This window comes from Janthinobacterium amylolyticum (assembly GCF_051380655.1).
Classification (GTDB): domain Bacteria; phylum Pseudomonadota; class Gammaproteobacteria; order Burkholderiales; family Burkholderiaceae_D; genus Janthinobacterium.
This window is the reverse complement of sequence record NZ_JBNYXL010000002.1, coordinates 486,977-499,805: the sequence shown is the minus strand read 5'-3', so window position 1 is coordinate 499,805 and position 12,829 is coordinate 486,977. Positions and strand designations below refer to the sequence as shown.

Here is a 12,829-nt window from a genome sequence, read left to right as displayed (position 1 = left end):
CAGCGACTGCGCTGTCTGGCCCTCAGCCCAGCGTTTTGATGCCAGCCAGCAGCAATACGCCTGCCAGCGCAACCTGCAATCCCCGCGCTGAAAAATAGCGCGATAAAAAACTTCCTGCGAGAACGGCGGGCACCGAGCCTGCCAGCAAGCTCAGCAACATGTGTCCATCCACCAGACCGGCCCACAGATAACCGCAGCCGGCGATCACGGCCAGCGGAATCGCATGGACGATGTCCGTGGCGACGAGCCGGTGCGGCGGCATCTGGCCCGGATACAGGCACAGCAGCAACACGCTGCCCAGCGCCCCGGCGCCCACCGAGGTCAGCGCCACGCAAATGCCGAGCCCGGCTCCGGCCGCGATCGTCAACGCTGCCTGGCGGCGTGCAGCGGCAGGCCGCGCCGTGCGGGCGCGCTTAGCAGCCATCGTCAATAAACGGGGCGCCAGCAGCAAGCCGCCGGCCGTCAGCAACACCAGCGCGCCCACCAGATGCGTCAACCAGTCCAGTTTGTGCACTTTCACGCCAGCGGACACCAGTAGCACGACCGCCAGCGCCAGCGGCAGACTGCCGATCCACAAGCGGCGCGCTACGCGCCAATCCACATTCCCGCCGCTCTGATGCACGGCGGCGCCAAACACTTTGGTGATGGCGGCAAACCACAGGTCCGTGGCAATCGCCGTGACCGGCGGCACATTAAAAAACAGGAGCAGCAGCGGCGTCATGACGGCGCCGCCTCCCACGCCGGTCAAGCCAACGAGCAAACCGGTCAGGGCGCCGGCCAGCGCATAGCCAGCGTCAATCATGATCGGTGGCAGCCGCACGGCAGGCAGCGATAAAATGTGGATTGAGCACATCGGCTTTACCGTAGCGCAAAGATTCCCCCGTCAGCGTGGTCACTTGGCCGCCAGCGGCCTCGACAATCGCATGTGCAGCGGCGGTATCCCATTCGCAAGTTGGTCCCAGGCGCGGATAAAGGTGTGCAGCGCCTTCGGCGATGCGGCACAACTTGAGGGAACTGCCTGCCTGCACTACTTCGCACGTCCCCAGCGCGGCAATAAAGGCGTGGGTTGCTGCATTCATATGACTTTTGCTGGCGACGATACGCAGCGGCACGCCATGCGCAGGCAGCGCCGCGCGAATCGCCGTGCTGCCGGCCGTATCCACGCGAAACGCGCCCAGGTCTTTTGCGCCCCAGTATGTTTGCTCCAGCGCTGGCGCCACCACGACACCGAAAACCGGGCAGCCATCCGAAACCAGCGCCACATTGACCGTAAACTCATCATTGCGCGCCAGGAACTCCTTGGTGCCGTCGAGCGGATCGATCAGCCAGAAATCCCCCTCCTTCCGTGGCGCATGCGCAGCAGCGTCGACATCTTCCTCGGAAATCACCGGCACATCCGGCGTCAGCTCGGCCAGGCCGCGTACCAGCAGGGCATGCGCCAGCAAGTCCGCCTGCGTCAGCGGACTGGCATCGGCTTTGAAGCGCACGCCCATATCGGCAGAGCGATAAATATCCATGATGGCGACTCCGGCCTGTTGGGCCAGTGCGACAACGGATTGCATCATTTCACTGCTGAGGATTTGTCGCATTACGTATTTTTCATAATTTTCACACGCATATGCTATCATCAAATCCATAAAACACGTATTTAAATATTTAATAGCAAATTGCGACAAGCGAGGATTGCATGACACGGCCACACACACCTCTGTTCAATCTGGATACCGACCGCATCTGGGATACTGAAAGCGCCTTCCTGCAACTGCAGGCCCTGGGGGCCGCCGACACCAAACGCACCGCGGAGCGCCTGCTGCACAAGCTGGAAATGCTTCCCGCAGCACTTGGCACCAGTGCCATTCGCGATGAAAACGGTGCCGCCCCGATTCCAGCCGTGCTGGAGTGGGAAATCGCACAGGCCCGCAGCAAGCGCATCTTGCCGGTCTTTGCCCAATTGGCGAAGTTGCCTGGCGGCCAGGAGTGCCTGCACTTCAATGATGCGCGCGGTGCCCGCTATTGGCTGCCACTCGGGGACGTCATCCCGAGCCAAAACAGCATCGCCACCGCGCTTGCACGCCTGCAAGAGCATCTCGGCAAGCCGCTCGCCCTCTTCCCGCACGGTCAACTTACCAAGCTGTGCCGCGATATGCCGCTCAGCCCCGGCATCGGCCTATGCCTGCTCAGCTATCCCGCCACCACGCCGAATGTCAATCGCGGCCCGGTCCTGCCGACCTCGCGCCATTTGAAGCGGCTGGAGGCAGAGAGCATCGACATCCTGCGTGAAGCCGTCGCGGCGGGTGGCAATCCATGCATGCTGTACTCGCTGGGCAAGGATAGTTCCGTCATGCTGCATCTGGCGCGCAAGGCCTTTTACCCCTCCCTGCCGCCCTTCCCGCTATTGCATGTCGATACCCGCTGGAAATTTCAGGAAATGTATCAATTCCGCGATGCCATGGTACGCGCGAGCGGCATGGAAATACTCGTGCACACCAATCCTGAAGCGATTGAAAAAAACATCAATCCTTTCGACCACGGCGCGACGCTGCATACGGACATCACCAAGACGGCGGGCCTGAAGCAGGCACTGGATAAATATCAATTCGACGTGATCTTCGGCGGCGCGCGCCGCGACGAGGAAAAATCGCGCGCCAAGGAGCGCATCTTCTCGTTTCGCTCGGCAAGCCACGGCTGGGATCCAAAGAACCAGCGCCCCGAACCCTGGAACCTGTACAACACCAGCAAGAACAAAGGCGAGAGCGTCCGCGTATTCCCCTTGTCGAACTGGACCGAGCTGGATATTTGGCAATACATCCACCAGGAAGGCATACCCGTGGTGCCGCTGTACTTTGCCAAGGAGCGCGCTGTCGTACAACGCGACGGCATGTGGGTCCTCGTCGACGACGCACGCATGCCCCTGCTTCCTGACGAACTCTTTTACAAAAAAATGGTTCGATTCCGTACCCTCGGCTGCTACCCTTTGACCGGGGCAATCGAGTCGACGGCCGCGTCTTTGCCCGAAATCATCATGGAGCTGGTACACGCCAGGAATTCGGAGCGCCAGGGGCGCGCCATCGATAACGATGCATCTGCAAGCATGGAAAAAAAGAAACAAGAAGGATACTTTTAATGTCTCGCCCAAAAAAAATAACGCCAGCACCTGCAGCCAATCTGCGACCGCAGACGCATCTCGATACGCTCGAAGCACTGCAGAAGCAGCAAGATAGCCAGGAACTGCTGCGCTTCATTACATGCGGCAATGTCGACGATGGCAAAAGCACCTTGATCGGGCGCCTGCTGTGGGAGTCCCAGCAATTGCTTGACGATCAATTCAGCTCGCTGCAAAAAGAGTCCAAGAAGTTTGGCACGCAGGGGGACGAGATCGACTTTGCCTTGTTGGTCGATGGCCTGGCTGCGGAGCGGGAACAAGGCATCACGATCGATATCGCCTATCGCTTCTTTGGCACCAGCCAGCGCCGCTTTATCGTCGCCGATACGCCTGGGCATCAGCAATACACGCGCAATATGGTGACCGCAGCGTCGACGGCCGATGTCGCCATCCTGCTCATCGACGCGCAAAAAGGCATCCAGACCCAGACCCGCCGCCATGCTTTTCTGGCATCGCTGATGGGCATACGCCATATTGTGCTGGCGATCAATAAAATGGACCTGGTACAGTTCTCGCAGGAAATATATACGCAACTAAACGAAGCGTTCGCGGCATTTGCCGCTTCGTTCAAGTTTGCCAGCGTGACGGCCATTCCGCTCAGTGCGCTCAAGGGCGACAACCTCAGCCAGCGTTCACCGCACACGCCATGGTATGCGGGTCCCACACTGCTCGGCTATCTGGAAACGGTCAAGCCCGAGCCACCTGCAGGCAAGTCCTGGGTGTTCCCCGTGCAATGGGTCAACCGCCCGGACTCCTCGTTCCGCGGCTTTAGCGGCACGGTAGCGCAAGGCGCGGTATGCGTCGGCGACAAAATCCGCGTGGCTGCCTCCGGACAAACCAGCCACATCGCGGAAATCGTCACCATGGATGGGGCGCTAGCGCAAGCCAGCCAGGGCGATGCGGTCACGCTGCGCCTGGCGACGGAAATCGACGTGTCGCGCGGCGATATCCTGTCGCTTGCCGCCTCGCCCCTGGAAATGACGGACCAGATGGAAGCAACGCTGATCTGGACCGACCAGGATGCCGGCCTGATGGGACGCAACTACAACATCAAGCTGGCCACGCAGAGCGCGGCGGCATCCATCACCAACATCAAGTATGAAATCGACGTCAATACGCTGACACATCATGCTGCCAAACAACTCAAGCTGAACTGCATCTCGGTGTGCAACATCGCTCTCAGCAAGCCCATGGTGTTCGACAATTACGAGCAATCAAAAACACTGGGCAGCTTCATCCTGACCGACCGTTTTACCCATGCCACCGTCGCCATCGGCATGGTGCGCCACAATCTGCGCCGCGCGCAGAACGTCCACCGGCAGGCACTCTCGATCCAGCGCCCGGCGCGGGAAAAGCTGAATGGACATAAAGGCAAAGTCATCTGGTTCACCGGTCTGTCGGGCTCAGGCAAATCCACCATCGCCAATGCGCTGGAAGTGGCGCTGCATGCCGAAGGCAAACGCACCTACCTGCTCGACGGGGATAATGTGCGCCAGGGCCTGAACAAGGATCTCGGCTTTACCGATGCAGACAGGGTCGAAAACATACGCCGCATCGCCGAAGTGGCCAAGCTGATGCTCGATGCGGGCTTGATCGTGCTCACGGCATTCATCTCGCCCTTCCGCCGCGAGCGTGAAATGGCGCGTGAATTGATCGGTCCCGACAATTTCGTGGAAGTCTATATCGATGCGTCGCTGGAGGTGTGCGAACGCCGCGACCCCAAGGGCCTGTATAAAAAGGCAAGGGCCGGAAAACTACCCAATATGTCGGGCATCGGCAGTCCGTACGAAGCACCGGGGACTCCGCAGGTCACCATCAATACAGACACTATGCCGGTCGAGCTCTGCGTGGAGACATTACTGAGGGAGTGCTTTGACTGATGCTGTCACAGCCCACCGGATCTTGCCCTTGCCCGTAGCAGCAATGATGTGAACAACGCGCCGTCACTGACAAGTCGCGGGAATGCTCCCGCGACTTGAGCAACGCTTTACTTCCCTCGGAAACTACCCCGCATACATCCAGCGCAGTGTTTCCTCTAATGGCCGCAAGGCCAGTGGCCCCGTATGGGCCTGCAACTTCGCATTGCTGCCCACCAGGCGCGCCACCTCATTGCCACGCACAAAAGCAGGATTCACGTGGACATTGATGCGATAGCCGGCAATATCCGCCATCAGATCGAGCACCTGCTGCAACGTATATGCCACGCCAGAACAGATGTTGAAAGTGTGTCCCGCCGCAGCATCACCGAGCGCCACCAACTTGCCGTAGCTGTCGGTAACCATGCGCACATCCGAGAAATCGCGTGCCACATTCAGGTTGCCCAGTTCAATGTCGCGCGCGCCGCGGCGGAAATGCGACACAATCTTAGGCAGCAGGAAATTCTCGTGCTGCCCCAGCCCCGTATAGTTGAATGGCCGCACCAGCATGACAGGCAGGCGGTCCATCCACAGGCGAGCCATATATTCCATCGCCAGTTTGCTTACCGCGTAATCATTGGCTGGCGCCGGCATGACATCCTCGGTAATCGGCTCGACGTCGGTATTGCCATAAATATTCGCGCTGGAAGCGAGCAATACGGCAGACGGTTTTTTGGCAAGGCTGGCCAGCGCAGTGAGCAGATTGCGCGTACCGACAATATTCACGCGATAAATCGCCTCGACGTCCGCATGGGCGACAAAGGCGATGGCAGCCAGGTGCACGACCACATCGGGCTGCACCGCCTCGACCATGCGCACCACCGCGTCGAGGTCGGCCAGGTCAACAGCGACAAGGTCGCCGCCGCTGTCATTGGCCGACAGTACCGTGCCGAAAACACGGTAGCCCGCATCGGCAAGTACCTGCGCCATATAGCGTCCGGTAAAGCCATGTATGCCCGTAATCAACGCGCGTTTTTCTGCCCCATCGGCGGGCAGCGCGGTAGTCTTCCCGCTCATGGCATTCACCTTAGAAAGAAAAACCAGCTGTATTACGGCGCAGGTCGGCATCGACCATCATCTGGCACAGCTCTTCGAGCGTGGTCTTGGGTGCCCAGCCAAGTTCGCGGGTTGCCTTGGCCGGATCGCCAATGAGCAGTTCCACCTCGGCAGGACGATAGAATTTCGGACTCACGCGCACCAGCGTCTTGCCGCTGCTGCTGCAACGTCCGGTTTCATTCTCGGCAGTACCCTGCCATTCGATCTGTACACCGACCGCCTTGAAAGCCATCGTGACAAAATCACGTACGGTCTCTGTCCGATTGGTGGCCAAGACGAAAGTATCAGGCTGGTCCGCCTGCAGGATGCGCCACATGCCTTCCACATACTCCTTGGCATAACCCCAGTCGCGCTTGGCATCCATATTGCCCAGTTCCAGCACATCGAGCTGGCCCAGCTTGATCTTCGCCACGGAATCGGTGATCTTGCGCGTGACAAATTCACGTCCGCGCAGAGGCGACTCATGATTGAAGAGAATGCCGCTGGCGCCGAAAATACCATACGATTCACGGTAATTGACCGTCATCCAGTGCGCGTACAGCTTGGCAACGCCGTATGGGCTACGCGGATAAAACGGCGTGTCTTCCACTTGCGGTATCGCTTGCACCTTGCCAAACATCTCCGATGTCGACGCCTGGTAGAAACGGATTTTCGGATTCACGATGCGGATCGCTTCGAGCAGGAAAACCGGACCGATGCCCGTGATACCTGCCGTTGTCACTGGCTGGTCGAACGACACGCCGACAAAGCTCTGCGCCGCCAGATTATAGATTTCGTCGAAATCGCCGGCTTGCAACAGGCGGATGCTTGAACCGAGGTCGGTCAAGTCATATTCGACCAGCGACAGCTTCGGATGGTTTTGAATACCCAATTCCTCGATGCGCCAAAAATTGACCGAACTGGTGCGACGATACGTACCGGTTACCGCATACCCCTTCTCAAGCAGAAGTTGCGCAAGATAGGCGCCATCCTGGCCGGTGATACCGGTGATTAGGGCTTTTTTGGTATGGTATGTAGTATTCATTAATATTTTCGCTCAACCCAAATTAGTATCTAAAACAACAATTATTTCAAATGTGAAACATTCCAACAGTATAAAATAACGAAGAACCAGCTTATTTCCATTGGCATTCACCCATGAAGAACGCTGCACAGTATATAACAAATGCCTTGCAATTCCTCATACTCCCGCACACCAAATTTCATCTATGACAACATCGTTGTGCATAGGCACTATTCTTACGCACCCAAATCCTGAAGAAATAAGTGCATTAATGACAATAAAATGGCAGGTTGGAGTCGTCCCTGAAGCACAAAACATGGACATAATTATTTTTATACAAACATTTTAATATGAGCATTTTTTCTCATTTTTCACTTGCCAAAGTGTATGTTAAAGTGCTGCTCTTCGAAGAGTCAACGTAGCGCCCGTCCGCCCTGACACCAGAACAGCAAAGCATTTTTTTGGTAATTTATTTAAATCATGGATATATTAATCTGCGCCGAAATTAGTAACGACGTCAAAAATGAAAATTGAAACCAACCATTTATCTCCCTCCTCGCCTTCATCGCCAGCAATCCATCCAAAATATCGGGCTGACATAGACGGATTACGTGCCATTGCTGTACTTGCTGTCGTCCTTTTTCACGCATTTCCTTCCTCCATAAGAGGTGGCTTTGTCGGCGTTGATATTTTTTTCGTCATTTCCGGATTCTTGATATCCACAATATTATTTTCCAGCCTTGATCAAGGGCGCTTCAGCTTTATCGATTTTTATAGCCGTCGCATAAAGCGGATATTTCCCACCTTATTAATTGTCCTTATCTTCTGCTACGCATTCGGCTGGGTATCGCTATTACCAGATGAGTTTGAACAGTTAGGTAAACACATCGCCGGTGGTAGCGGTTTCATATCCAATTTTCTGTACTGGAAAGAAAGCGGATATTTTGACAATTCCGCAGACACGAAACCACTACTGCATCTTTGGTCGCTCGGCGTGGAAGAACAGTTCTATATCGTCTGGCCCTTGTTCCTGTGGTTTGCCTGGAAACGACGGATCAATCTGCTGGTCATCACACTACTCTTCCTGGCAGCATCGTTCATACTGAACATCTGGAAGATAAGCAGTGATCCGGTCCTGACGTTTTACTCGCCACAGACCCGTTTCTGGGAACTACTCGTGGGTGCGATACTTGCCTATATTGCATTGTATAAAAAAAATCTGCTGAACTACCTTGGCCCACGCGCTGAGCAGCAAACGTCTGCGCAAAAAAAATACAGCGTAATATTCCACCTCCCGGCCATAGTGGGTATAGGACTAATTGTCGTTGGGCTATTGATCATGGACAAGGGAAAACAGTTTCCTGGCTGGTGGGCCATACTCCCAACTTTGGGAACTTTTTTAATCATCGCCGCAGGCCCGCATTCCTGGCTGAACAAATTTCTTCTTTCGCATCCGCTACTTAAATGGTTCGGATTGATCAGCTTCCCGTTGTATTTGTGGCATTGGCCATTGCTCGCATTCATGCGAGTTGTCCAAAGCCAACCGCCATCATTTGAGATGCGCCTTGCAGCCGTGTTGCTGGCAATATTGCTGGCCTGGCTAACTTATACGCTTATCGAGAAACCTATCCGGTTCGGAAAAAATGGAAATAAAAAACTCGTGGCCTTAATCGGCATCATGATTTGCGTTGGCGCACTGGGTTTTTATACCAAGCAAAGCAAAGGCTTACCAAGTCGCAATGTCGTTAAAGTGAATCCTGACAAAAACTCAGGGGTCAACGGCGGCGACCTGGGACAATCCGTCATCGAGTGCGGCATCAGCGACAATACCGAAAAGGCCTTGTTTGGAGACTGCAGACGCGACGTCCGCGGAATCGCCAAATATGCGCTGCTTGGTGACAGCAAGGCGGCGGCGCTGTATGGCGGCCTGGTACGCACTTCCGATGAGAAAGGCCGCTGGATGTTTATTGGCGGCAATGGTCCGAACGGTGCACCAGTACCTGTTCTTTCTAGCGACCCTATGTACGCAGGACATCAGAGGCTGTTAAAGATTGCTATAAATGCAATCAACAACAATGAAAAAATCGAGACGGTAGTGGTCGTTGCGGCGGCGCGTGCCCTATTTCAGTTGAAAAATGATTATTCGATTGAGGACTTACCTGACAGTAAAAATTACGCCGCGGCTCTGGCTGGCCTGCAATCCACGACAAAACAAATTATTCATGCGGGGAAAAAAGTGATGTTAGTCGTCGATAATCCGACGCTGCCCGATCCGCGAGAATGTATCGGCCGGGTAACTAGCGTCAGCCTGTTGAATAAGGCTCTAATCAAACAAGTCAACCCTCGCTGTGAAATCCAGTTAGCCCGTCAGACGGAGCTGGCGCAGAACTATCGCCAGCTACTGAAGGCGGTTCAGGCAACAAATCCGGAGAAGATCACCATCTTCGATACCTATCCATATTTGTGCGATGCTGCCAGCGGAAAATGCCAGGCCTTCAAGGATGGCCGCCTGCTGTACAGTTACAGTGATCACATATCCGACTATGCAGCTGGACTAATAGGAAAAGATATTAATCAAGCACTATAAAAAAATGGCCGATTACTCGGCCATTTTTCAATTGCATCTGTAGCCTGGAAGACGAAGATGTCTTCCTTGTCCCTCATGGACGGAATCTGGCAAGTTCCGCCTGCATTTGTTCCCAAGTAAAAAATTTACGCTTCTCGTAGTACAAGGGGCCGGCATGCGGACGCTCGTCCAAACGCTGCAGGCTGACCGCCTGCAACTCTTGCAAACCCTTGAACAAATAATGCGTGAGTACAAATGGCAAAAGTCCAATCCAGGTCACTCGCTGTGACGGATATGCAAGGCAGTAACGCAGAAAACGCAAACGGTTCCGCATCGAAATAACCGACTTCGTGCTTGGACCATTCGCAGGTAGCGGCTTTAAAACCGAGAAAAAAGGCCCAGGACAATTCTTGCCGTTATACAGGGAGAATTGGCGCAGCGAGCCTCCAAGTCCGTTTTGATGACTCACATGAGCGGCGACCGCATGCAATGCGTCATGATCATGATGCCCCCCCTCCCATGCTGGGAAATAAATGGCATCAATACCCGGATAGGCTAGCAAAGTGTCTTGCAGCCAGTTGGCTACGCTAAGCATATGGTACGGCAGCTTCGCGTCACCGATACCGAGGAATTCCCCAGCAAAAATCACACCGTCAGGGGGGATACCCAGCGATCCGAGCACACGTAACGATTCTTCGTTACGCGTACTTGCAGGCACAGTCGCGCTCGCACCGTCCGTTAGATAGGCACACAGTACCTGCCGCCCTGCCAGCCGCTCGTTCAGTATCTGCTGGAAGACGCCAAACTCATCGTCTTGATGGGCGAACAGGAAGAGCGCCGTTGATGGCTTCTGGTGGTCAGTAGGCATCAAAATCCAGGAAAGAAAAACCGACGCTGCCAGCTTCGAGCTTGTCCATCCGGCCACTCAGCGAGCGATAAATGAAATTCAACGGTGACGGTTTGAAACGATCAGGAATGGCGGCATAGGTAGCGCTGCGGGAGATGGCCGCCGGAACCAGGCCGACAAACAGGCGCAATGGCGACATCATCGGCGGCGGACTCAGTATCAACTCGCTGCCATCGACAGGCGGCAGTTCCGCATAAGCGGGCAGCCAGGGCTTGACCGACGGGGCAAAAAACTCCAGCTTGCCATGCGAGCGGCGCGCGTGGACGCGGTTCTGCGGATTGGCGCAACGCCAGTTCAGGCTGGCCGCCGAGTGCACGCGCTCGAACTGGCCCAGGGCCTGGCCTGCCACCGCACGCCGCACGGCGCCGATGCCGACCTGTGCCTGCAAGGGTTCCACCAGCTGGAAGCCCAGCTTGCGAATGAAGCCCGGGGTACTGTTGGCATTGGCAACGCCATAGATGGCATCGATGCCCTGGCTTCGCGCCGCTTCGTAGGTCATCTCCGCGAGCTTGGTAAACAGGCCCTTGCCTTGGTAGGTAGGATGCGTCGCGGTATTCAGCGAGAGCGCCACCCGCACAAGCTGGCCACCAACGCTGGCCATCGCGGGGATGGTCACATAATGGGCAGCAAGCACATCGCCATCCCAGGCATCGAAGCCAATGACGGAACCATCCGGATTATCGTGATAGAGCCAGGTAAGATAGGTATTACTGAATTTGTCCACACCAGGAAAACAGGCATTGAACAGCGATACATATTTTTCGATGGCGGTAGTATCGTGCTGAACGGGGGCGAAAGTGATCATTTAAAGACCCAATATTTACTAAGAAGAAAACCGTTGGCAGCAACGAACGGTAGCGAACAAATCTTGCCGACGATAACACCAAGGCCCATGACGTTATCGGAAAGATAGACAAAGCCCAACGTCATCAAATAATTGATGCCGACGACGATGAGAAAACGGCAGGCTTTCTGCAGCGATGCCCTGGATTTGAACGTCAGATTCTGATGAAACAGATAATTCACAATCAAGCCGGCAAGGAAGCCGCCGGCAACAGCCAGCGGCGACGTGGCACCAGCCACCAGCAAGGCTTTCAGGACGCCGATATCCACCACGGCGGAAAGCAGCCCACCGCCAACGAAAATAGAAAAATGACGCAGCCGCGCCAGCGAAATACTCATTTTTCCTCGCCAATGGCGGCTGCAGCACGGCGACCGCGGCGATGCCATGGCGTTTTTGGTACGGAATTGATATCAAAGGCAAGGAAGGCCAGAATCAGCTGCACTCCCATCAGGATCGGCAGGGCCGACAGCATCACGGTACCGGCGGGCGTGGCCGTTCCTTCGCGGGCGGCAGACAGCCAGTGGCTCAGGCCATACACTGTGCCAAATCCCGTCAACAACAAGCCCAGAGGCAATTCGACCGACGCAATCGACAGGTCGCGCAGATAATAATTGTAAAAAATGCGCTTGCTGAAATTACGGCAATGCTTGACGATAAACTCGCCGACAATCTTCGAGATCTTCAGGTTGCTCACCTCGTCGCCATAGCTGGCGTCCATGGGCACGTCCTGCACAACCGCGCGCAGGGTGTTCAATCGGAACAAGATATCGGTTTCAAAAAAGTAGCGCTTGCTGATTTTATCGAAGGGCAAACGTTTCGCCACGTCGACATGGATGGCCGTATAGCCATTGGTCGGATCAAACAGATCCCAGTAGCCGGAAGAAATTTTCGTCATGAAGGACAGCACGGCGTTGCCGAACAGGCGGATCGCTGGCATCGAGCGGATTTCCTCAAGATCATAGAACCTGTTTCCCTTGGTATAGTCGGCTTCGCCGCGCAAAACAGGGCCGGCAAAATCCGGCACCAGGGCCGGGTCCATCTGGCCATCGCCGTCGATCTTGACGATGACGCCAGCGCCATCGGCAATCGCCGCGCGATAACCGGCCATCACCGCGCCACCGACACCTTGGTTCACTTCATTGCGTAGCACCACTACGCGTGGATCCACATTATGCTTTTCGATGAAGTCGCCGGAACCATCGGGACATTTGTCATCGATGGCGTAAATGCGCCACACTTCTGGTCCGATCGCCGCGATGACTCCCAGTACGTGATTGGTGACGCGGTAGCAGGGAATGACCACGGCAATATGACGGGACTCGCTAAACATATATTTCATAAAATTATCCGAAAAAACTTACACTACAGGCAGGC

Annotated in this window: 11 protein-coding genes; 3 read left to right on the top strand and 8 right to left on the bottom strand. The window is 55.4% G+C overall.

Annotation, left to right across the window (positions count from 1 at the left end):
- Window positions 1–22 precede the first annotated feature (22 nt).
- Together ACQ4WR_RS05820 and cysQ are read right to left on the bottom strand one after the other, a co-directional pair.
- Entirely contained in the window at window positions 23–802 is a 780-nt protein-coding gene (locus tag ACQ4WR_RS05820; protein WP_436485901.1) for a sulfite exporter TauE/SafE family protein, read from the bottom strand.
- A complete protein-coding gene (gene cysQ / locus ACQ4WR_RS05815; protein ID WP_436485899.1) occupies window positions 795–1,589 on the bottom strand; it encodes a 3'(2'),5'-bisphosphate nucleotidase CysQ in 795 nt (264 codons plus the stop codon). Before cysQ ends, ACQ4WR_RS05820 begins: the two co-directional genes overlap by 8 nt.
- 632 nt (window positions 1,590–2,221) lie before the next feature.
- Between cysQ and cysD the strand changes: the two genes are divergently transcribed.
- Both cysD and cysN read left to right on the top strand, forming a co-directional pair.
- Entirely contained in the window at window positions 2,222–3,124 is a 903-nt protein-coding gene (gene cysD, locus ACQ4WR_RS05810) for a sulfate adenylyltransferase subunit CysD (RefSeq protein WP_254788979.1), read from the top strand.
- On the top strand, window positions 3,124–5,043 hold the full coding sequence (cysN, locus tag ACQ4WR_RS05805; protein WP_436485897.1) for a sulfate adenylyltransferase subunit CysN: 1,920 nt from the start codon (window positions 3,124–3,126) through the stop codon (window positions 5,041–5,043). The genes cysD and cysN overlap by 1 nt, the downstream gene beginning before the upstream one ends.
- 123 nt (window positions 5,044–5,166) lie before the next feature.
- On the opposite strand, the gene ACQ4WR_RS05800 is transcribed toward cysN, so the two are convergent.
- Window positions 5,167–6,096 carry a GDP-mannose 4,6-dehydratase gene (locus tag ACQ4WR_RS05800; RefSeq protein WP_436486114.1) on the bottom strand — a complete coding sequence of 310 codons (930 nt, stop codon included), beginning with the start codon at window positions 6,094–6,096 and terminating at the stop codon, window positions 5,167–5,169.
- Window positions 6,097–6,106: 10 nt separating this feature from the next.
- Complete coding sequence (gene gmd / locus ACQ4WR_RS05795) at window positions 6,107–7,159, bottom strand: GDP-mannose 4,6-dehydratase (protein WP_100428178.1); 1,053 nt, start codon at window positions 7,157–7,159, stop codon at window positions 6,107–6,109.
- 502 nt (window positions 7,160–7,661) lie between these two features.
- Between gmd and ACQ4WR_RS05790 the strand changes: the two genes are divergently transcribed.
- Window positions 7,662–9,725, top strand: coding sequence for an acyltransferase family protein (locus ACQ4WR_RS05790; protein ID WP_436485895.1), 2,064 nt, complete (start codon window positions 7,662–7,664; stop codon window positions 9,723–9,725).
- 73 nt (window positions 9,726–9,798) lie between these two features.
- On the opposite strand, the gene ACQ4WR_RS05785 is transcribed toward ACQ4WR_RS05790, so the two are convergent.
- The 4 genes from ACQ4WR_RS05785 to ACQ4WR_RS05770 are packed head-to-tail and all read right to left on the bottom strand — an operon-like array spanning window position 9,799 to window position 12,794.
- Window positions 9,799–10,572, bottom strand: a complete 774-nt coding sequence (locus ACQ4WR_RS05785) for a PIG-L deacetylase family protein (protein ID WP_436485893.1) — start codon at window positions 10,570–10,572, stop codon at window positions 9,799–9,801.
- Entirely contained in the window at window positions 10,562–11,416 is an 855-nt protein-coding gene (locus tag ACQ4WR_RS05780; protein ID WP_436485891.1) for a GNAT family N-acetyltransferase, read from the bottom strand. The genes ACQ4WR_RS05785 and ACQ4WR_RS05780 overlap by 11 nt, the downstream gene beginning before the upstream one ends.
- Window positions 11,413–11,793 carry a GtrA family protein gene (locus ACQ4WR_RS05775; protein ID WP_436485889.1) on the bottom strand — a complete coding sequence of 127 codons (381 nt, stop codon included), beginning with the start codon at window positions 11,791–11,793 and terminating at the stop codon, window positions 11,413–11,415. The genes ACQ4WR_RS05780 and ACQ4WR_RS05775 overlap by 4 nt, the downstream gene beginning before the upstream one ends.
- Window positions 11,790–12,794, bottom strand: coding sequence for a glycosyltransferase family 2 protein (locus tag ACQ4WR_RS05770; RefSeq protein ID WP_436485887.1), 1,005 nt, complete (start codon window positions 12,792–12,794; stop codon window positions 11,790–11,792). Before ACQ4WR_RS05770 ends, ACQ4WR_RS05775 begins: the two co-directional genes overlap by 4 nt.
- Window positions 12,795–12,829: the final 35 nt, after the last annotated feature.

Bases quoted from the DNA above. Each gene is read 5' to 3' on its own strand.
- ACQ4WR_RS05820 (WP_436485901.1), bottom strand. From the start codon at position 802: ATGATTGACGCTGGCTATGCGCTGGCCGGCGCCCTGACCGGTTTGCTC.
- cysQ (WP_436485899.1), bottom strand. From the start codon at position 1,589: ATGCGACAAATCCTCAGCAGTGAAATGATGCAATCCGTTGTCGCACTG.
- cysN (WP_436485897.1), top strand. From the start codon at position 3,124: ATGTCTCGCCCAAAAAAAATAACGCCAGCACCTGCAGCCAATCTGCGA.
- ACQ4WR_RS05800 (WP_436486114.1), bottom strand. From the start codon at position 6,096: ATGAGCGGGAAGACTACCGCGCTGCCCGCCGATGGGGCAGAAAAACGC.
- gmd (WP_100428178.1), bottom strand. From the start codon at position 7,159: ATGAATACTACATACCATACCAAAAAAGCCCTAATCACCGGTATCACC.
- ACQ4WR_RS05790 (WP_436485895.1), top strand. From the start codon at position 7,662: ATGAAAATTGAAACCAACCATTTATCTCCCTCCTCGCCTTCATCGCCA.
- ACQ4WR_RS05785 (WP_436485893.1), bottom strand. From the start codon at position 10,572: ATGCCTACTGACCACCAGAAGCCATCAACGGCGCTCTTCCTGTTCGCC.
- ACQ4WR_RS05780 (WP_436485891.1), bottom strand. From the start codon at position 11,416: ATGATCACTTTCGCCCCCGTTCAGCACGATACTACCGCCATCGAAAAA.
- ACQ4WR_RS05775 (WP_436485889.1), bottom strand. From the start codon at position 11,793: ATGAGTATTTCGCTGGCGCGGCTGCGTCATTTTTCTATTTTCGTTGGC.
- ACQ4WR_RS05770 (WP_436485887.1), bottom strand. From the start codon at position 12,794: ATGAAATATATGTTTAGCGAGTCCCGTCATATTGCCGTGGTCATTCCC.